The organism is Kitasatospora griseola, from assembly GCF_044999035.1.
GTDB classification, from domain to species: domain Bacteria; phylum Actinomycetota; class Actinomycetes; order Streptomycetales; family Streptomycetaceae; genus Kitasatospora; species Kitasatospora griseola.
In genome coordinates, this window is the sequence record NZ_CP173360.1 from 4,372,877 (window position 1) to 4,392,620 (window position 19,744).

Annotated in this window: 14 protein-coding genes, 1 tRNA gene and 1 pseudogene; 9 read left to right on the plus strand and 7 right to left on the minus strand. The window is 72.2% G+C overall.

Annotation, left to right across the window (positions count from 1 at the left end; genetic code table 11):
* Nucleotides 1-466 precede the first annotated feature (466 nt).
* From ACI1MP_RS19720 to dnaK, 5 genes are all read right to left on the minus strand, one after another.
* Nucleotides 467-1,474 carry a helix-turn-helix domain-containing protein gene (locus ACI1MP_RS19720; RefSeq protein WP_380343046.1) on the minus strand — a complete coding sequence of 336 codons (1,008 nt, stop codon included), beginning with the start codon at nucleotides 1,472-1,474 and terminating at the stop codon, nucleotides 467-469.
* Nucleotides 1,475-1,680: 206 nt separating this feature from the next.
* Entirely contained in the window at nucleotides 1,681-2,205 is a 525-nt protein-coding gene (locus tag ACI1MP_RS19725; RefSeq protein ID WP_229848544.1) for a heat shock protein transcriptional repressor HspR, read from the minus strand.
* Between the two features lie 7 nt (nucleotides 2,206-2,212).
* A complete protein-coding gene (gene dnaJ / locus ACI1MP_RS19730; RefSeq protein ID WP_387995492.1) occupies nucleotides 2,213-3,358 on the minus strand; it encodes a molecular chaperone DnaJ in 1,146 nt (381 codons plus the stop codon).
* Nucleotides 3,359-3,494: 136 nt separating this feature from the next.
* A complete protein-coding gene (gene grpE, locus ACI1MP_RS19735; protein WP_100589136.1) occupies nucleotides 3,495-4,085 on the minus strand; it encodes a nucleotide exchange factor GrpE in 591 nt (196 codons plus the stop codon).
* A complete protein-coding gene (gene dnaK, locus ACI1MP_RS19740; RefSeq protein WP_043915278.1) occupies nucleotides 4,082-5,929 on the minus strand; it encodes a molecular chaperone DnaK in 1,848 nt (615 codons plus the stop codon). The genes grpE and dnaK overlap by 4 nt, the downstream gene beginning before the upstream one ends.
* Nucleotides 5,930-6,233: 304 nt before the next feature.
* Here dnaK and ACI1MP_RS19745 point away from each other — a divergent pair, with 304 nt between their 5' ends.
* From ACI1MP_RS19745 to ACI1MP_RS19765, 5 genes and pseudogenes are all read left to right on the plus strand, one after another.
* Entirely contained in the window at nucleotides 6,234-8,447 is a 2,214-nt protein-coding gene (locus tag ACI1MP_RS19745) for a (Fe-S)-binding protein (protein ID WP_380343040.1), read from the plus strand.
* An 89-nt stretch (nucleotides 8,448-8,536) separates the two neighbouring features.
* Nucleotides 8,537-9,625: a LamG-like jellyroll fold domain-containing protein gene (locus ACI1MP_RS19750; protein ID WP_404869132.1), complete on the plus strand. Its 1,089-nt coding sequence runs from the start codon at nucleotides 8,537-8,539 to the stop codon at nucleotides 9,623-9,625.
* Nucleotides 9,626-9,879: 254 nt separating this feature from the next.
* Nucleotides 9,880-10,953, plus strand: a pseudogene (locus ACI1MP_RS19755) (sugar phosphate nucleotidyltransferase); the annotation flags it as partial.
* A gap of 173 nt (nucleotides 10,954-11,126) precedes the next feature.
* The gene (locus ACI1MP_RS19760; protein ID WP_404869133.1) at nucleotides 11,127-12,041 is read left to right on the plus strand and encodes a Yip1 family protein; all 915 of its coding nucleotides are present in this window, start codon (nucleotides 11,127-11,129) and stop codon (nucleotides 12,039-12,041) included.
* A 104-nt stretch (nucleotides 12,042-12,145) separates the two neighbouring features.
* Nucleotides 12,146-13,039: a metal-dependent hydrolase gene (locus tag ACI1MP_RS19765; protein WP_404869134.1), complete on the plus strand. Its 894-nt coding sequence runs from the start codon at nucleotides 12,146-12,148 to the stop codon at nucleotides 13,037-13,039.
* Nucleotides 13,040-13,122: 83 nt separating this feature from the next.
* Here ACI1MP_RS19765 and dcd read toward each other — a convergent pair whose 3' ends face one another.
* Nucleotides 13,123-13,698 (minus strand): dCTP deaminase, encoded by a 576-nt coding sequence (gene dcd / locus ACI1MP_RS19770; protein ID WP_100589142.1) that lies wholly within the window; start codon nucleotides 13,696-13,698, stop codon nucleotides 13,123-13,125.
* 81 nt (nucleotides 13,699-13,779) lie between these two features.
* Nucleotides 13,780-13,980: a hypothetical protein gene (locus ACI1MP_RS19775; protein WP_043915270.1), complete on the minus strand. Its 201-nt coding sequence runs from the start codon at nucleotides 13,978-13,980 to the stop codon at nucleotides 13,780-13,782.
* Between the two features lie 155 nt (nucleotides 13,981-14,135).
* Between ACI1MP_RS19775 and ACI1MP_RS19780 the strand changes: the two genes are divergently transcribed.
* The 4 genes from ACI1MP_RS19780 (at nucleotide 14,136) to ACI1MP_RS19795 (ending at nucleotide 19,637) form a co-directional block, all read left to right on the plus strand.
* Nucleotides 14,136-14,206 (plus strand) — tRNA-Gly (locus ACI1MP_RS19780).
* A gap of 235 nt (nucleotides 14,207-14,441) precedes the next feature.
* The gene (locus ACI1MP_RS19785) at nucleotides 14,442-17,549 is read left to right on the plus strand and encodes a BTAD domain-containing putative transcriptional regulator (RefSeq protein ID WP_404869135.1); all 3,108 of its coding nucleotides are present in this window, start codon (nucleotides 14,442-14,444) and stop codon (nucleotides 17,547-17,549) included.
* A 188-nt stretch (nucleotides 17,550-17,737) separates the two neighbouring features.
* Complete coding sequence (locus ACI1MP_RS19790) at nucleotides 17,738-18,379, plus strand: pyridoxamine 5'-phosphate oxidase family protein (protein WP_404869136.1); 642 nt, start codon at nucleotides 17,738-17,740, stop codon at nucleotides 18,377-18,379.
* 7 nt (nucleotides 18,380-18,386) lie between these two features.
* Complete coding sequence (locus ACI1MP_RS19795) at nucleotides 18,387-19,637, plus strand: MFS transporter (protein ID WP_380341877.1); 1,251 nt, start codon at nucleotides 18,387-18,389, stop codon at nucleotides 19,635-19,637.
* Nucleotides 19,638-19,744 lie beyond the last annotated feature (107 nt).

Below are 19,744 nucleotides of genomic sequence, written 5' to 3' on the forward strand. Positions count from 1 at the left end.
ACTCGCTGATCATGCCGCTTTGGCTACGACTAGCTGATCGTCCATCTCCGAGCGTCAGGGAGTCCACTGGCGCATGGTGGCATCTGACTGCCTGGCGGATAGATGACACCTCTATCCATCATCCGGACTTCTAAGCGCCGACATGCACATTTCATGGCCCGGGGGGAGTCTGCCAACCCCGGTAGGTGACGGCGGGGCGGTTGATGAGTAATCATATGGTGCCAATTGATGCGAACATCGATCGGGGGACGATGCTCGCTATGGATTTGTCCGAAAGGGGTGATTTTGTGCTGAAGGCCCGCCGTATCCTGATCTCGACGCTCCTCCTGGGCATCACCGTGTTCCTCGGAGCCGGCCCGGCGAGTGCGGACTCTCACTGGTTTGCGTCCCAGACCCCCAGCCAGGTGGTCTCCTTCGACAGCTACTGGTAGAGCCCTGAAGCGTGGGACGGAGGGGCCGTCGGCGTCTAGGCTGTCGGCCCCTCCGTTTGCGCCAGTTTCCAGCCCAGTTGGAAAAGCGTGTCGACCCCGTACTCCTCGCGCATTTCGGCGATGTGTCGGGCCAGCGTTCGTTCACTGAGGCCCAGACGTCTGGCGATCGTTCGGTGCGCGATCCCTTCCAGCAGCATCCGTACGATCTGCCGGCGCATTCTCGTGACCACCTGGGGTGGAATCCCGTGGTCGCCGGTGAACGGAATCGCCCGTTCCCATTGGCTGTTGAACACCCCGACGATGTAGTCGATGACGGACTCGTCCCGGATGAACGCCGCCCGATCGCGGTTCTGCTCGTCCCCCACGGTGATGACGGCGACTTTGCGATCGATCACGATGAGCTTGGTGAAGGCCTCGTCGAGCGTCCTGACCTGGCATCCTTCCTGGGTGACCGCCTGGACGTAACTGACCGTCGGGTTCGAATAGCGGGCGCTGGGCTGATAGATCGTCCGGATCGTGCCGCCGCGTTCCACGAATTTCAGATCGCGGGCGATCGCAATTTTCAGCGCGTCCTCCCCGCGGCCGCCGCCGGGTTGCGCGGTGAGCATTTCCTCCGAGCCGTTGGCCATGGTCGTCGCCAGCTGCTGGTTGATGTTTCCGCGACCCTGGACGTAGGCGATGGAACCTCCGGACACCGGGTGGCTGACGTAGGTCTGATATTCCCGGTGCAGGTCCTGCAGGGTGTGGTGGAGCGAGACCGAGCGCCGGAGTATTTCGCCGGCTTCCCGTTGGAACTCCAGCGCCAGTGATTCCGCCAGTTGTTGGGGATCCTTCACGGCGTAGGTGCCGGAGGGTCCCACCTCCGACTGGAGCAGACCGAGAGCGAGCAACTCCTGCAAGGGGCCGTCGATTTGATCGGACGACAAGGCGTCGGCTTCGCACTCGGTCAGTCGGCCTCCGGTCTGCACGGCGCGGACGTAGAGGGACCTGGCCTCCGGTGACAGGGCCGGGGCGCCGGCACTGCTCCTCTGCTCAGTACTCATGTCCATGACTCCTCGCCTGAGCTGGGGGCTTCTGGCAGTTCGGGGGCGTCTTCCGGCCCGCATCATAGAGCGAAGGGCGCTCGGTTCCCCCGAATTACGGATCGATACGGGTCGGAAGCCTGTCCTCATCAAGACTCTGACAGCACACCGAAACCGCCGACACCCCCCGGTGGGAAGGAATGTCGACGGTTCCTGGTCGGGTCGGGTCAGCGCTTGGGGCGCCAGACCACCAGTGCGCTGGACTGCTGGACCTGCTGGTAGGGCACCAGGTCACGGCGGTAGGAGGCGTGCACGGCGGCCTCCCGCTGCTGGAGCGTGGCGGCGGCGCCCTCCAGGGCGTCGACCAGCTCGGAGACCCTGGACTGCAGGGCAGCGACCTGGTTCTCCAGTTCGATGATCCGCTTGATGCCCGCCAGGTTGATGCCCTCGTCCTGGGAGAGCCGCTGGACCTCGCGCAGCTGCTGGATGTCGCGCGCGGAGTAGCGGCGGCCGCGCCCGGCGGTGCGGTCGGGGCAGACCAGGCCGAGCCGGTCGTACTGGCGCAGCGTCTGCGGGTGCAGGCCGGAGAGTTCGGCGGCGACCGAGATCACGTAGACCGGGGTGTCCTCGGTGAGGACGTACGTCGGCGGGCCGGCGGGGCGGGTGCGGCCGCCGCCGCCGGGCAGGCCCTCGCCGATGCCGGAGCCGATCCGGCCCTCGTTGCCGTGCGGGCTGTCGGGGTGGGGACTCATCGGGGTCTCACGCTCCCTCTGCCGCCTTGAACAGGGCGGCTCGCGGGTCGTCCGAGGCGGTGGCCTCGCGGTACTGCTCCAGTGCGCTCAGGGCGTCTCCGCTGACCACTTTGGGCACGGCGACCTCGACGGTGACCAGCAGATCGCCACGGGTGCCGTCCTTGCGGGTGGCGCCCTTGCCGCGGGCCCGCATGGTCAGGCCGTTGGCGCTGCCCGGGGGCAGCTTGAGCTTCACGGCCGGGCCGTTCAGGGTCGGCACCTCGATGGTGCCGCCGAGCGCGGCCTCGGGGAAGCTGACCGGCACCGTCACGGTGAGGTTGTCACCCTTGCGTCCGAACACCGGGTGCGGGTCGACGTGCACGGTGACGTACAGGTCGCCGGGCTGGCCGCCGCGCTCGCCCTGGGCGCCCTTGCCCTTGAGCCGGATGCGCTGGCTGTCCTGCACACCGGCCGGGATGCGGACCTGCATGGTGCGGGCCGAGGAGGCCCGGCCGCTGCCGTGGCAGACGGTGCACGGGTCGTCGACGATCATGCCGCGGCCCTTGCAGTCCCGGCACGGCTCGGAGAGCGCGAAGGCGCCCTGGCCGCGGCTGACGGTGCCCGCGCCGACGCAGGTCGGGCAGACCCGGGGGGTGGTGCCGGTCTTGGCGCCGGTGCCGGCACAGGCCCGGCAGGCGGCCTGGGAGGTCATCCGCAGCGGCACCGTCGCGCCGTCCACGGCCTCCTCGAAGTTGAGGGTGACCTCGGTCTCGACATCCGCGCCGCGGCGCGGCTGCGCGGTCTGCCGGCCGCCGCGGTTGAACAGGCCGCCGAACACGTCGCCGAGCCCGCCGCTTCCGCCGCCCCCGCCGTTGAACAGGTCGCCGAAGTCGAAGCCGCCGGCGCCGCCCGCCCCGCCGGGCCGGAAGCCGCCGCCGGCGAACAGCGAGCGCGCCTCGTCGTACTCCTTGCGACGCTTCTCGTCGGAGAGCACGTCGTACGCCTCGGAGATGTCCTTGAACCGCTCCTCGGCCTTGGCATCGCCCTTGTTGGCGTCCGGATGGAACTCGCGCGCCAGCTTGCGGTACGTCTTCTTGATCTCGGCGGCGGTGGCGTCCTTGGGCACGCCGAGGACCTTGTAGTAGTCCTTCTCCACGTAGTCCTTAGCGCTCATGGCCTTTGACCGCCACCTCCCGTAGTTCTGAAGTCTGTTGGTGAAGAGTGCTGTTGCGAAAGAGCCGGGATACGGCGCTGCGGAGCCGGCCGCCGTACTGGACGACGTACGACTCCGCAGCGCACGGGGACCCTACTCAGCTGTCGGACGAGCCGTCAGCCTTGTCGCCGTCCGGTTCGCCGGTGGTCTGGGCGCCCGGCTGGGGCTCCGCGACCGCGACCATCGCCGGGCGGATGATCCGCTCGCCGATCCGGTACCCGGGCTGGAGGATCTGCACGCAGGTGTCCTCCGTGACGTCCGACGAGTAGCTGTGCATCAGCGCCTCGTGGATGGTCGGGTCGAAGGGCTCGCCCTCCTTGCCGAACTGCTGCAGCCCGAGCTTGGCGACGACCGTCTCCAGCGACTCGGCGACGGACTTGAAGCCGCCCGTCACCTCGCCGTGCTCACGGGCCCGGCCGATGTCGTCCAGCACCGGGATCAGCGATTCCACGATGTTGGAGACCGCGATCTCCCGGACGGTGGCCCGGTCGCGCTCGACCCGCTTGCGGTAGTTCTGGTACTCGGCCTGGAGACGCTGCAGGTCGGCGGTGCGCTCGCCGGCCTCGCGCTTGGCGGCGGCCAGCTCGTCGGCACCCGCGCCTGCGACAGCCTCTTCGGCGGCCTTCAGCACGGCTTCCTCGGCGGCGGAGTCGTCGCCGGGCTGTTCGCCCTGCGGCTTCTCCGTCATGCCGCACCGCCCTTGGGCTTCTCGTCGTCGACGATCTCGGCGTCGACCACGTCGTCGTCCTTGGCGCCGGCCTCGCCGGCACCGGCCGCACCGGTGGCCGCACCCGCGCCGTCGGCCTGCGCGTACAGCGCCGCGCCGAGCTTCTGGGCGGTGGTGGAGACCTTCTCGGTGGCGGTGCGGATGGCCGCCATGTCCTCGCCCTTGAGGGCTTCCTTGAGCTCGCCGATGGCGGTCTCGACCTCGGTCTTGACGTCGGCCGGGAGCTTGTCGGCGTTGTCGGCGATGAACTTCTCGGTCGAGTAGACGAGCTGCTCGCCCTGGTTGCGGGTCTCCACGGCCTCGCGGCGCTTGTGGTCCTCCTCCGCGTAGCGCTCGGCCTCCTCGCGCATGCGGTTGACCTCGTCCTTCGGCAGCGAGGAGCCGCCGGTGACGGTCATCTTCTGCTCCTTGCCGGTGCCGAGGTCCTTCGCGGCCACGTGCATGATGCCGTTGGCGTCGATGTCGAAGGTGACCTCGATCTGCGGCAGGCCGCGGGGGGCCGGCGGCAGGCCGGTCAGCTCGAACATGCCGAGCTTCTTGTTGTACGCCGCGATCTCGCGCTCGCCCTGGTAGACCTGGATCTGCACGGAGGGCTGGTTGTCCTCGGCGGTGGTGAAGATCTCGGAGCGCTTGGTCGGGATCGTGGTGTTGCGCTCGATCAGCTTCGTCATGATGCCGCCCTTGGTCTCGATGCCCAGGGACAGCGGGGTGACGTCGAGCAGCAGGACGTCCTTGACCTCGCCCTTCAGCACACCGGCCTGCAGGGACGCGCCGATGGCGACGACCTCGTCCGGGTTGACGCCCTTGTTGGCGTCCTTGCCGCCGGTCAGCTCCTTGACGAGCTCGGCGACGGCCGGCATGCGGGTCGAGCCACCGACCAGGACCACGTGGTCGATCTCGGACAGCTGGATGCCGGCGTCCTTGATGACGTTGTGGAACGGGACCTTGCAGCGGTCCAGCAGGTCGGCGGTGAGCTGCTGGAACTGCGAGCGGGTGAGCTTCTCGTCCAGGTGCAGCGGGCCCTCGGCGGAGGCCGTGATGTAGGGCAGGTTGATCGAGGTCTCCGAGGAGGAGGACAGCTCGATCTTGGCCTTCTCGGCAGCCTCGCGCAGACGCTGGACGGCCATCTTGTCCTTGGACAGGTCGACGCCGTGGCCGGACTGGAAGACCTTCACCAGGTGGTCGACGACGCGCTGGTCCCAGTCGTCACCGCCGAGGTGGTTGTCGCCGTTGGTGGCCTTGACCTCGACCACGCCGTCGCCGATCTCCAGCAGGGAGACGTCGAAGGTACCGCCACCGAGGTCGAAGACCAGGATGGTCTGGTCGTCCTTGTCCAGGCCGTAGGCCAGGGCGGCGGCGGTCGGCTCGTTGACGATGCGCAGGACGTTGAGGCCCGCGATCTCGCCGGCCTCCTTGGTGGCCTGGCGCTCGGAGTCGTTGAAGTAGGCCGGGACGGTGATGACGGCGTCGGTGACCGTCTCGCCCAGGTAGGCCTCGGCGTCCCGCTTGAGCTTCTGCAGGACGAAGGCGGAGATCTGCTGCGGCGTGAAGTCCTTGCCGTCGATGCCGATCTTCCAGTCGGTGCCCATGTGGCGCTTGACCGAACGGATGGTCCGGTCGACGTTGGTGACCGCCTGGCGCTTGGCGACCTCGCCGACGAGCACCTCGCCGTTCTTGGCGAAGGCGACGACGGACGGCGTGGTCCGAGCGCCCTCGGCGTTGGTGATGACCGTGGGCTCACCGCCCTCAAGAACACTGACGACGGAGTTCGTCGTACCGAGGTCGATGCCGACCGCGCGTGCCATCGTGAATACCTCCGGGGAGAAGTTGAGCAGTACAGGCTCAAGGATGCACGACCGACGCGGAAGCGTCAACAGCTTTGAGTCCTTGTCGCTCAACTTTACTGAGCGCTTATGTCGCGAGCCGTCCGACGTGGGTTTTCGGTGTGCTCCGGACGGGTGAGTCCGGGCATAGTGACTGCCGCCATACCTTGAACATCTTCTGGGTGGGTGTTAACGCGCGGTAATGTCCGGCCCGTCGACCCGGAAAGTTACCGACCAGTACACTCCGGGTAGGACTCGGACCATAGCCGCTGGAGACGGAGAGCCGATGCAGCTAGCAGCGATCGTCATCTCGCTGGTCACCTTTGTGATCGGCACCGCGCTCGCCGCCCGGGCGGCGCTGTACATCTACAAGGTGGTGCGCACCGGCTCTGCCGACAGCACCCGATTCGGGCAGCCCGCGCAGCGCGTTGCCACCGTGGCCAAGGAGTTCCTCGGCCACACCCGGATGAACCGCTGGGGCGTGGTCGGCGTCGCCCACTGGTTCGTCGCGGTCGGCTTCTTCTCGCTGATCCTCACCCTGGTCAACGCGTTCGGTCAGCTCTTCGACGCCGAGTTCGCGCTGCCGATCATCGGCCACTGGCTGATCTGGAACATCTTCGTCGAGCTGATCGGCACGCTGACGACCCTGGGCATCGCCGTCCTGATCGTGATCCGGCTGCTCAGCCTGCCGTCCCGGTCCGGCCGCAAGTCCCGGTTCGCCGGCTCGATCGCCTGGCAGGCGTTCTACGTCGAGTACACGATCCTCGGCATCGGCATCTGCATCATGATGCTGCGCGGCCTGGAGGGCGCCCTCGAAGGCGTCACCTCCTACGACCCGACGTACCTGATCTCGTACCCGATCGTCGCCGCGTTCGAGGGCACCGCCCACGGCACCCTGGTCAACCTGATCTACCTGTTCGCGATGCTGAAGATCGTCATCTCGTTCGCGTGGGCCACCACCATCGGCATCAACCCGTCGATGGGTGTCGCCTGGCACCGCTTCCTGGGCTTCTTCAACATCTACTTCAAGCGCGAGGAGGACGGCGGCACCGCGCTGGGCGCCCTGCGCCCGATGACCAGCAACGGCGCCCCGATCGACTTCGAGGACCCGGCCGACGACGCGGTGTTCGGCGTCTCGCAGGTCGAGCACTTCTCCTGGAAGGGCATCCTCGACTTCTCCACCTGCACCGAGTGCGGCCGCTGCCAGTCGCAGTGCCCCGCCTGGAACACCGGCAAGCCGCTGTCGCCCAAGCTGCTGATCATGAGCCTGCGCGAGCACGCCTTCGCCAAGGCCCCGTACCTGCTGGCCGGTGGCGGCAAGGACATGGAGGGCGAGGAGAAGGCGTCGAGCGAGCAGCTCGCCGGGGTGCCGGCCGAGGCCCTCGCCGAGGCCGAGCGCCCGCTGATCGGCACCGCCGAAGAGGGCGGCGTCATCGACCCGGACGTGCTGTGGTCCTGCACCACCTGCGGCGCCTGCGTCGAGCAGTGCCCGGTCGACATCGAGCACATCGACCACATCGTCGACATGCGCCGCTACCAGGTGATGATCGAGAGCAACTTCCCGACCGAGGCCGGGACGATGCTCAAGAACCTGGAGAACAAGGGCAACCCGTGGGGCCTGGCCACCAAGGCGCGCCTGGACTGGGTCAAGGAGCTGAAGAAGGAGACCGGCATCGAGGTGCCGGTGATCGGCGAGGACATCGACCCCGCCGAGGTCGAGTACCTGTACTGGGTCGGCTGCGCCGGCGCCCTGGAGGACCGGGCGAAGAAGACCACCAAGGCCTTCGCCGAGCTGCTGCACACCGCGGGCGTCAAGTTCGCGATCCTCGGCAAGGAGGAGACCTGCACCGGTGACTCCCCGCGCCGCCTGGGCAACGAGTTCCTGTTCCAGATGCTCGGCGCGCAGAACGTCGAGACCCTGAACGCCGCGCTGGAGGACGCGCCGACCAAGCGGATCGTCGCCACCTGCCCGCACTGCTTCAACACCATCGCCAACGAGTACCCGCAGCTCGGCGGCCACTTCGAGGTCATCCACCACACCCAGCTGCTGCAGCACCTGATCGACGAGGGCAAGCTGCTGCCGGTCAACCCGGTGGAAGGCCTGATCACTTACCACGACCCGTGCTACCTCGGTCGGCACAACAAGGTCTACACCCCGCCGCGCGAGATCATCGGCAAGGTGCCCGGCCTGCGCAACGAGGAGATGCACCGCCACAAGGAGCGCGGCTTCTGCTGCGGCGCCGGCGGCGCGCGGATGTGGATGGAGGAGCGGATCGGCAAGCGGATCAACAACGAGCGCGTGGACGAGGCGCTGTCCCTCAACCCGGACATCGTCTCCACCGCCTGCCCGTTCTGCCTGGTGATGCTCTCCGACTCGGTCAACGGCAAGAAGAACGAGGGCGCCGCCAAGGAGCACCTGAAGGTCGTGGACGTCGCCCAGCTGCTGCTGGAGTCGGTCAAGGCCCTCCCCGCCGCCGACGCGGAGCCGGTCGAGGCCTGACGCCCGCTCGCTCCCCGGACCCCGGACGCCCGTTGCGGCTCCGGGGTCCGGGCGTTCTGGATGATCAACGATGACCTAGCATCTGCCGCATGACTGCTGACGGGGGAATACCGGGGCCCGGTGGCTTCGGCGGGAGACCCTCCTACCAACTGCCGCCGGTGACCAGCACGGCTCCCGACTGGGCGGCGCTCGCCGAGGCCAACGAACGCGAGCACCGACGTCGCCGCCTGCGGCTGCAGATCGGCGCCGGCGCGCTCGGCGTGGCCCTGATCGGCGGCGCGGTCGCCACCGCCGTCGCGCTCTCCGGGCCGTCCGACAACGCCAGGAACACCTCCGCGCCCGCCGTCACCGCCCAGCCCGACGGCCCCGCCTCCGGCGCACCGAGCGCCGACCCGAGCCCCGGCCCGTCCGACCCGGCGTCCGCGTCCGCCCCGGCCTCGGCGTCCGGCTCCGCGCAGCCATCGGGCTCGGCGTCCGCCCGGACCGGCGCCAAGCCCACCGGGAGCGCCACCGGAAAGCCGAACGCGCCCGCGCCGACGCTGCCCGGGCTCACCCTCGGCGGCGGCGCCGCGGTCGGCGGCACCGCCGGCCACACCGGGTCCACCCTGGTCCTGCACGGCAACACCGACGGCTGGGCGGACAGCGGCAGCCCCGTGGTCGACACCTCCCGGTCCTTCACCGTCTCGGCGGTGGTCCGCAACAACGCGCCGACCGGCGGCCGGGCCGTGGTCACCCAGGGCGGTGACAGCTACTACTCCTTCTACCTGGGCCGGGACGACTGGGGCACCCACAACCAGTGGGTGTTCAAGGTGCAGACCGCCGCCGGAGCCCAGGACAACACCACCTACCAAGCCTTCTCCGCCGCCGCCGGCGCCGCCACCACCGGCCGGTGGACGCTGCTCACCGGCGTCTACGACGCGGGCGCCAAGAAGATCACGCTGTACGTCGACGGGGTGCTCCAGCAGACCACCGCGGTCCAGGGCGTCTGGCAGACCACCGGCGGACTCCAGCTCGGCCGGGTGCGCTACAAGAACACCTGGAGCGACTTCTGGGACGGCGCCATCTCCGACGTGCAGGTCTGGGACCAGGCGCTGCCCGCCACCGCCGTCGCCCAGTTGAACGGATCCGGTGGCACCGGCGCCGGAACCACCGCCAAACGCTCCTGGCTGCTGCCGTAGGGGTCGCGGCCCCAGGGCCGGTGGCCTGCGGCGCGGGTGCGAGGACGGGGCCCCGGACCCGGTCGATGCCCGTACAGCTGCCCGACGGGGTCAGTGGTTTTGACACGGTGTTCGAGCAAATAGAGTATGCGGCGGGGCCAGGTAAGGTGCCGGTTCCCGTCGGAGGCCACCTGATGCCGGCCGACACAGTCACCGAGCAGCGCACCGGACCCAGTCGAGCCGGGCCGCCGAAATCTGACCAGGGGAGATAGCACATGACCGAGGCGATCATGTTGGTCGGCGGCAAGGGCACTCGACTGCGCCCGTTGACCACGCACACGCCGAAGCCCATGCTGCCCGTCGCCGGCGTCCCGTTCATCGCCCACCAGCTGGCCCGCGCCGCGGCCGCCGGTGTCACCCGCGTCGTGCTCGCCACCTCCTACCTGGCCGACGTCTTCGTCGACCACTTCAAGGACGGCAGCCCGTACGGCCTCGAACTGGTCTACCTCACCGAGGACGAGCCGCTGGGCACCGGCGGCGCCATCCGGAACGCCGCGGCCGGCCTGACCTGCGGCCCCGACGAGCCGGTGCTGATCTTCAACGGCGACATCCTGTCCGGCCTGGACATCGCCGGCCTGCGCGACGAGCACGCCGCCTCCGGCGCCGACGTCACCCTGCACCTCACCCGGGTGGCCGACCCGCGCGCCTTCGGTCTGGTCCCGACCGACGAGAGCGGCCGGGTGCTCGCCTTCCTGGAGAAGCCCGAGACCCCCGAGCAGATCGTCACCGACCAGATCAACGCCGGCTGCTACGTCTTCACCCGTTCGGTGATCGACCGCATCCCGGCCGGCCGTGAGGTCTCCGTCGAGCGCGAGACCTTCCCCGAGCTGCTCGCCACCGGCGCCCTGCTGCGCGGCGTCGTCGACACCTCCTACTGGCTGGACCTCGGCACCCCGGCCGCGTTCGTCCGCGGCTCCGCCGACCTGGTGCTCGGGAAGGTCGACTCCCCGGCCGTCCCCGGCCCGACCGGCGAGGCCCTGCTGCTGGCCGGCTCGCAGGTCGACCCGGCCGCCGTGCTCAGCTCCGGCACCGTGGTCTCGGCGGGCGCCGAGATCGCCGCCGGCGCCATCGTCGAGGGCAGCGTGGTGCTCCAGGGCGCCCGGATCAAGGCCGGCGCGTACGTCAAGGACTCCATCGTCGGCGCCTTCGCCGAGATCGGTGAGCGCTGCTCGCTGGACGGCGTGGTGATCGGCGACGGCGCCGCCCTGGAGGCCGAGAACGAGCTCTCCAACGGCCTGCGGATCGCCTGCGGCACCCGCCTGCCGGTCGGCGCCGTGCGCCTGTCCGCCGGCCCCGGCGGCTGCGAGGCCGGCCTGAGCAACGCCGCCGCGGTGCACGCGCCCGGCAGCCGCGTCGCCGGCTGACGCACGCCCCACGCGGCCGCGTCACAGGACGGCTGCAATCCGGCCCCGCCGTCATGATCACCCGACCGGGGCCGGCCCCTTGCGGGTACCGTCATGGCGTGGCTGGCAATCGACACGACGACGGACGGGGTGCCGACCCCCAGTACGGCTGGACGGCACCCCAACCGGGCGCCCCGCAGGGCGACCCGTACCGCGGCGCGCCCACCGGCGTCCCCGAGTACTTCACCGCCCCGACCCCCGGCTACCCCGGCCCCCCGCCCGCGCAGCCCGGCGACCGCTACGGCGACCAGCCCGGCCACACCCGGGCCTTCGCGGTCGGCGAGCAGCCGTACGACGCGTCCTACGGCGAGCCGTACGGCGGCGCGGACGACGGCTACTACCAGCAGCCGTACGAGCAGGGCGGCCGGCCGGTCGAGGACAACGTCGCCGTCTACCGGGCCGGCGGGCAGGCCGCGCCGCACCTCGGCGGGCCCCGGCTGCCCTGGCGGGAGCTGCTCGCCGGGATCTACCGCCGCCCGAGCGCGACCTTCGACCGGATGCGCGACCACCAGGTCTGGCTGCCCGCGCTGTGCGTGTCGCTGCTGTACGGCGTGCTCGCGGTGTTCGCCCTCGACAGCACCTACGACGAGGTGGTGCACTCCACCTTCGCGGTCGCGCTGTGGGCGATCGCCGCCGCCGCGATCGGCTTCACGGTGGCCGGCGGCATCCTCAGCGCCGTCACCTACGCGCTGGCCCGGCAGTTCGGCGGCGACGGCCCCTGGCAGTCGACGATCGGCCTGTCCGTGCTGGTCAGCTGGACCACCGACGCCCCGCGGCTGCTGCTCGCGCTGTTCCTGCCCGCCGACAACCTGGTGGTGCAGGCCGTCGGCTGGGCGACCTGGGTGGGCTGCGCGGCGCTGCTGACCATCCTGGTGCGGCGGATCCACGACCTGCCCTGGGGCAAGGCGGCCGGAGCGGCGGCGGTGCAGCTGCTCGCGCTGCTGGTGCTGATCAAGCTGCCCACGCTGGGCTGAGCCGCGGCCGCTGCGGCCGCCGCGGAGCCCCGGCCGTCCGGATGGCGGGATCTTTGTAGGGTGAGGTGTTCGGCCCACCCTCAGAACCCGTCCGGAGCCCGCGCATGAGCCTGCCCACCACCCACGTCAGCTTCCCGGCCGGGGCGGTGACCGGCGCCTCGCCGATCCTCGCCGTGCACACCCTGCCGGACGGGCGCACCGCCGTGGTCACCGAGGCCACCCCGTTCCACCCCGTCGACCACACCTGGCCCGACCAGCCCGCCGACCTCGGCACCCTCACCGTCGACGGCGTCGCGCACCCCGTCGTCGACTGCCTCACCGGTGGCCACGGCCCGGCCGGCGAGTTCGCGGCCGGCGCCGACATCCCGGTCCGGCGCGGCGACGAGGAGTGGTCCTGGCTGGTGCTGCACGTGCTGCCCGCCGACGCGCTCGGGCCGGAGGCCGTCGGCCGCACCGCCGAACTCGCCGTCGACGCCGAGCGCCGGGCGCTGCTGTCCGCCGCGCACACCGGCTGCCACCTGCTGGCGCTCGCCCTGAACGCCGCGCTCGCGCCGCGCTGGCGCAAGGACCCGGGCCGCGCCGACGCCTTCGGGAACCCGGACTTCGACAGCCTCGCCATGGACACCTCGGTGATGGACACCGAGGCCAGCACCGACACCTACCGGATCGGCAAGTCGCTGAAGAAGAAGGGCTTCACCGTCGACGCCACCGAGGAGCTCCCCGCCCTCGCCGACGCGCTGCCCGCCCTCACCGCGGACGTCAACGCCCGGCTGGCCGCCTGGGTCGCCGCCGACGCGGCCGTCCGGATCGACGTCCCCGGCCCCGAGCTCACCGCCCGCCGCCGCTGGCACGCCGACCTCCCGGACGGCGCCGCGGAGATCCCCTGCGGCGGCACCCACCTCCACCACCTCGGCGAACTCGTCGAACTGCGCACCGAGTTGACCCTCTCCGCGGACGGCACCGAGCTGGTCGCCCGGACCAGCCCCAAGCGCGCCTGACGCACGACGAGGGCCGGCCCCGCGGCTGCGGGACCGGCCCTCCTTGGCGTCTGTCTGCTGTCCGTGCGCTCTGCCGAAGCGGCTCAGACCTGGGTGCGGTGGAAGTTCTGGAACGACCGGGACGGCGTCGGGCCGCGCTGGCCCTGGTACCGGGAGCCGTAGCGCTCCGAGCCGTACGGGTGCTCGGCCGGCGAGGACAGCCGGAACAGGCACAGCTGGCCGATCTTCATCCCCGGGTACAGCTTGATCGGCAGCGTCGCCACGTTCGACAGCTCCAGCGTCACGTGGCCGCTGAAGCCCGGGTCGATGAAGCCCGCGGTCGAGTGGGTCAGCAGGCCGAGCCGGCCCAGGCTGGACTTGCCCTCCAGCCGCGACGCCACGTCGTTCGGCAGCGTGATCACCTCGTAGGTGGACGCCAGCACGAACTCGCCCGGGTGCAGGATGAACGCGTCGTCGCCCTCCGGTTCCACCAGCCGGGTCAGGTCCGGCTGCTCCTCGGAGGGGTCGATGTGCGGGTAGCGGTGGTTCTCGAAAACCCGGAAGAACCGGTCGAGGCGGACGTCGATGCTCGACGGCTGGACCATCGACGGGTCGAACGGGTCGACGACGACCCGCCCCTTGTCGATCTCGGCACGGATGTCATTGTCAGAGAGCAGCACGCCCCCGAGGGTACGTGTCCCGGGCCGGGCCGCCCAAAAGCGACCGGCCCGTGGACCTGCTGCGATGGCCGCCCGGAAGGCCTACCGCCGCGCGCCGCGCCCCAGTTGGGCTGCCGACAGCTCCGACACGTCCGCCGGCACCGAATTCCGCAGCCGCCCGCACCCCGGGCACCGCAACAACCGCCCCGGCCCCAGCCGGCCCGCCTGCAACTGCTGCATCGGAAACGCCGCCGTACTGAACACATGCCCCTCGGCACAACGAACCACGGTGCGCTGCTCCATCGGTCCCCTTCCCACAGTTCCGCAGACAGTGTCACATTAGGGGATCAACCGGACACCACCCCACGAGGCTCGCCGCCACCCGGAACCCGGCCCTCCCGCCCCGCCGCATGGGGTACAGTGGTGCTTGATCGATCCGTCCCTGACGGACCGTCAATGCGGGCGTAGTTTAATGGTAGAACATGAGCTTCCCAAGCTTAGAGCGCGAGTTCGATTCTCGTCGCCCGCTCTTCAAGGAATCCCCAGGTCGATGACCTGGGGATTTTTGTTGTTCGGCTCGGTGTCGAAGCTCACCGGCGGGTCGGTGAAGAGCTTCTGGCGGGCGGCGTCGTGGGTGCGGGCCCGGTCGCTGGAGTCGGTTGCTCGGCCGGCTGACGGGCTGAGCCGACCGCCCGTCGGTCCTCCCTTGCCGGGGGCGAACGGCCCGGCCAGACTGGCCGTCCGGGGTGGACGAGGGGGATGCGATGGCAGGACCGGCGGCGGTCGGCGGGGCTCCGTTCGGTCGTCGGCTGCGGGCGTTGCGCCGTCGGGCCGGGCTGAGCCAGCAGGTGGTCGCCGAGCGGGCCGGGCTCAGTGCGCGGGCGTTGCGCGACCTCGAACAGGGGCGGGTCGGGCGGCCGCGGGCGGGCACCCTCCGGAGGCTGGCCGAGGCGTTCGCGCTGACCGGTGAGGAGATGGCCGAACTCACCGACGGCCAGGACGAGTTGGCGGGCGGCGGCCTCGAGGGCTCGCCGCGGCTGCTGGTCCTCGGGCCGCTGGCGCTCCGGCAGGGCGACGGGACCGTTCCCGTCACCAGCCCGATGCTGCGCCGCCTGCTCGGACTGCTGGCGCTCAAGCACCCGGAGCCGGCCACCCCGGAGGAGATCACCGACACGCTCTGGCCGGACGGGCCGCCGGAGTCGCGGCAGAGCCTGGTGCACACGTACGTCAGCCAGGTCCGCCGCCTGCTCGGGGCCGGCGGGGTGGTCCGCACGCCGGTCGGCTACCGGCTGACGGCCGGCCCGGAGGACACCGATCTCGGCCGCTTCGACGCCCTGTTGGCCCGCACCGTCTGCACGCACCACGCGCCGGACCCGGCGACCGTCCACGAGACGCTGGCCCGGGCGCTGGGCTGGTGGCGCGGCCCGGTGCTCGCCGACGCGGACCTCGCGCTGCGCGGGCACCCGGCCGCCGTCGCGGCGGGCGAACGGCGGATCCGCGCCGCGCTGCTGTACGCCGACACCGCCCTGCTGCTGCACCGGCCCGCCGACGCCGTCCCCCGGCTGTGGGAGCTGGTGCACGCCGAGCCGCTGCACGAAGGACTGCACGCCCGGCTGATCCTCGCGCTGGCCGGCGACGGTGAACAGGCCGCCGCGCTCGACGTGTTCCACCGTCTGCGCGAGCGCCTCGACGAGGAACTCGGCATCGCCCCCGGCCCGGAGGCCGACGACGCCCACCTGCGGGTGCTCCGGCGTCAACTCCCGCTACCGGCGCGGTCGGAGAGCGGCCTGCCGAGCCGGCCGGGGAGGCCCGTGGGCGGCCCGCCGGCCCAGCTGCCCGCCGAGACCGGCCGCCACCTCGGCCGCCGGGCCCAGCTCCAGGTCCTCGACACCCTGGTCTCCCCGGGCCCGCAGCCGCGCCTGGTCACGGTGGTCGGCCCGCCCGGCATCGGCAAGACCGCCCTCGCCGTGCACTGGGCGCACACCCGCCGCGAGCACTTCCCCGACGGGCAGCTGTACATCGACCTGCACGGCCAGTCCGCGCAGCCCGCCCTGCGGCCCGCCGAGGTGCTCGCCCGGTTCCTGCGCGCCCTCGGCACCCCGCCCGACCGGCTCCCCGCCGACCCGGACGAGGCCGCCGCGCTCTACCGCACACTGCTCGCCGACCGCCGGGCGCTGATCGTGCTGGACAACGCCCGCGACCCCGAGCAGGTCCGGCCGCTGCTGCCCGGTACCCGCGGCTGCGCCGTCGTGGTCACCGGCCGCCACCGCCTGACCGGGCTGGTCGCCGGCGACGGCGCCCGCCGCCTCACGCTGGGCGCGCTCGACCCGGACGAGGCCCGCGACCTGCTCGGCAGCGTCGTCGGCGAGTGCCGGACCGCCGCCGAACCCGACGCCGCCCGTCGCCTGGTGGAGCTCTGCGACGGGCTGCCGCTGGCCGTCCGCGCCGCCGGCGCCGACCTGGTCGCCCGGGACGGCACGATCGCTGAGCACTGCGCCCGGCTGGCCGGCGACGACCTGCTCGACCTGCTGCACGTCGAGGGCGACCCGCGCTCGACCGTCCGGGCCGCGTTCGACCTCTCCTACCGGGCGCTGCCCGGCCCCGCCCGGCGGTTGTACCGCCTGCTCGGCCTGCTCCCGGGCCCGGACACCACCGTCGACGGCGCCGCGGCCCTCGCGGAGACCGACCCCGCCGAGGCCGCCGCGCTGCTGCGCACCCTGGCCGACGCCCACCTGCTGCGCGAACACCCGGCCGGCCGGTACGCGCTGCCCGGGCTGCTGCGCGCCCACGCCCGGAAGTTGACCGACCGTCAGGAGGCGGACGCCGCGCGGCAGCGGCTGTTCGACCGGTACCTGACGGGCGCCGGGACCGGGGACCTGGCCGCCGTCGTCCGGCAGGCCTGCGACACCGGTTTCCCCGCCACCGCCCGCCGGCTCGCCGAACGCCGTGATGCCGAACGCCGTGATGCCGAACGTGCCGACGTCGAACGTCCCGATGCCGCACGGGAGTTCACCGCCGCCGAGGCCGGGCACCCGGACGACCTCACCGTCCTCGGACTGATCTGCGGGAAGCTCGGCCGGCTCCGGCAGGCCGCCGAGCACTTCGCCCGGGCCGCCCGGCTGCACCACGATTGCGGCGCCTACGCCGAGGAGGCCGTCGACCGCACCAACCTGGCCGTCGTCCGCCGCGCCCTGGGCCGCCCCGCCGACGCCGTCCGGCTGCTCGACGCGACGCTGCCCATGCACCGCAGCACCGGCAACACGTTCAGCGAGGCGGTGGCGCTGACCTGCCTCTCCGGGGCGCGCACCGACCTCGGCGACCCCGCCGCCGGCCGGCTGCTCGCCCGGGCGGCGATCACCGCCGCCCGCGGCGTGCGCCACCCCGCGCTGGAGGCGGGCGCCCACCTCGCGCTGGCCGCCGCACAGGAACGCGCGCACCGCCGGGCCGACGCGGCCGCCGGCTACCGGGAGGCGCTGCGCCTCGCCGAGGCCGCCGCCGACCGGCACCCGCAGGCCGTCGCCCTGATCGGCCTCGCCACCACCCGCTCCGACTCCGATCCGCAGGCCGCGCTGCCGCACGTGGAAAGCGCTCTCCGACTCACCCGTGCGGCCGGTTTCCGCATGCTCGAAGGCAACGCGCTCACCGCCCTGACCTGCGTCCGCACCAGGCTGGACCAGCCGCGGGCGGCGCTGGACAGCGGCCACCGGGCGCTCGCCGTGCACCGGGAGACCGGCCACCTGCCGGGGGAGGTGAGGGCCTTGCTGGCGCTCGGCCGCGCGCAGTCCGCCCTCGGCGCGCCCGGCCTCGCCGTCGGGCACTGGCGGGAGGCGCTGCGGCTGTCCCGGGGGATGGGCGTCACCCGGCTGCGCTGAGCGGCAGTCCCGGCACTTCCGCCGTTCTGCCGGTCGGCCGTGACGGAGAGTCAGTAGCAGCAGGCCAGGGGCGTGGTGGCGGCCTCTGGTCCGGCTGCGGGGGCGCGTACAGGCCGCCTCCGTACGGTGGGCGCACCGCCCGCGCCGACACCCCGAGGTGACACCGTGCCCCTGCTCCCGGACCCCGCATGAGCCGCTACGACCTGCTGGCGTCCACCCCGGCGGTGCGCCGCGTCCAGCAGGAGCTGGGCAGCGCCGCCGCGGCCGGCCGCCGACTGCGGGAGCCCGCCGGGGAGCCCGAGCCGCTCACCGGCGCCGCCGCCGCGTTCATCCGCGGTCTCGACGGCTTCCTGGTCGGCACCGTGAACGAGAACGGCTGGCCGTACCTCCAGTACCGGGGCGGCCCGCCGGGCTTCGTCCACGTGCTGGACGAGCACACCCTCGGCTACCTGGACGTCCGCGGCAACCGGCAGTACCTGACCACCGGCAACCTGCGCGCCGACGACCGGGTGTCGCTGTTCTTCCTCGACCACGCCCGGCAGGCCCGGCTCAAGCTGTTCGGCCGGGCCACCGCCGTCCCCGCCGACCGGTGCCCGGAGCTGGTCGCCCGCCTCGACTCCCCGCGCACCGACGGGCGGGTCGAACAGGTCGTCACCGTCCGGGTGGAGGCGTTCGCCTGGAACTGCCCCAACCACATCACCCCGCGCTTCAGCCAGGACGAACTCGACCGGGCGCTCGCCCCGGTCCGCGAGCGCCTCGCCCGGCTGGAGGCGGAGAACGCCGCGCTGCGCGCGGAACTCGCCGCCGTCCGCACCGACCCGAAGGACTGAACCACCCGTGTCCGAACGCCTGGCCGAAGCCCCCGCGCCGGCCCTCGACCGGCCCGCCGAACCGGCGATCTGGTCCCGCAACTTCCGCTACTGGTTCACCGCCCGCAGCGCGGGCCTGCTCAGCTGGGCGATGCTCCCGGTCGCCGTCTCGGCCGGCCTGATCGACAGCGGCCACGGCCTGGCCACCGCCGGCTACGCGATGGCCTTCCTGGTCGGCCCGTTCGCCGGCCTGGTGCTGTTCGGCGGGGTGCTCGCCGACCGGTTCACCGCCCGCCGGATGATGATCGTCGCCGACCTGGCCAACCTCACCGCGCACGTCCTGCTCGCCGTCCTCTTCCTGCACGGCATCGACCACCTGTGGCAGCTGTACGCCCTGCTGGCGGTGGCCGGCACCGCCAACGCCCTGTTCCAGCCCGGCGCTTCGTCCACCGTCCCGCTGATCGCCCGGGACGTGCAGGGCGCCAACGGGGTGCTGCGCACCTCCGAGGCGATCACCGGGCTGGGCGGGCCCGCGCTGGCCGGCGTGCTGGTCGGATTCGGCTCCACCGGCTGGGTGATGGCGATCTCCGCCCTCGCCTACGCGACCAGTGCGAGCTGCCTGTTCGCGCTGCGCCTCGGCCGGGTGCCCGCCCCGCCGGCCGGCGACGGGCTGTGGCGCAACCTGGTGGTCGGCTGGCACGAGTTCCGCGCCCGCAGCTGGCTCTGGGGCGTGATCGTGATCTGGATGGTCCACGCCGTGCTCGCCTGGGGCCCGCAGCTCTCCCTGGCCGCCGGCCTGATCGTCCCCCGGCACGGCGCCACCGCGTTCGGCCTGGTCAACTGCGCGCTCGGCGCGGGCACCGTGGCCGGCGGGCTGATCGCCATCCGGTACAAGCCCGCCCGGCCGCTCGCCGCCGGCGCCGTCGCCATGTTCGCCTACCCGCTCTACCCCCTCGCCCTGGTCCTCGACGCCCCGGTCTGGCTGCTCGCCGCCGCCCAGGTCCTGGTCGGCGCGGGCATCGGCATCTGGGGCGTCATGTGGGCGACCAGCGTGCAGACCCAGGTCCCCGGCGAGGTCCTCAACCGCGTCCACGCGTACGAAGTGGCAGGCTCCGTCGGCCTCTACCCGCTCGGCAGCGCCCTGGCGGGCCCCGCCGTGCACGCCTTCGGCAGCACCCCCGTCCTGCTCACCGGCCTCGTCGTCGCCACCCTGACCGCCACCGCCCTGTTGCTGACCCGCCCGATCCGCACCCTGACCCGGGTCCCCGACCGCGCCTGAGCCGGCCCGGGCGTCGGCGCGCCCGCCGGTCGCCGCCCCGGTCCCGGCCCGACCTTGGCCGCGGCTCCGGCGGTTGGACCGCGCGAGCGGCCGGACGCGGCGGACGG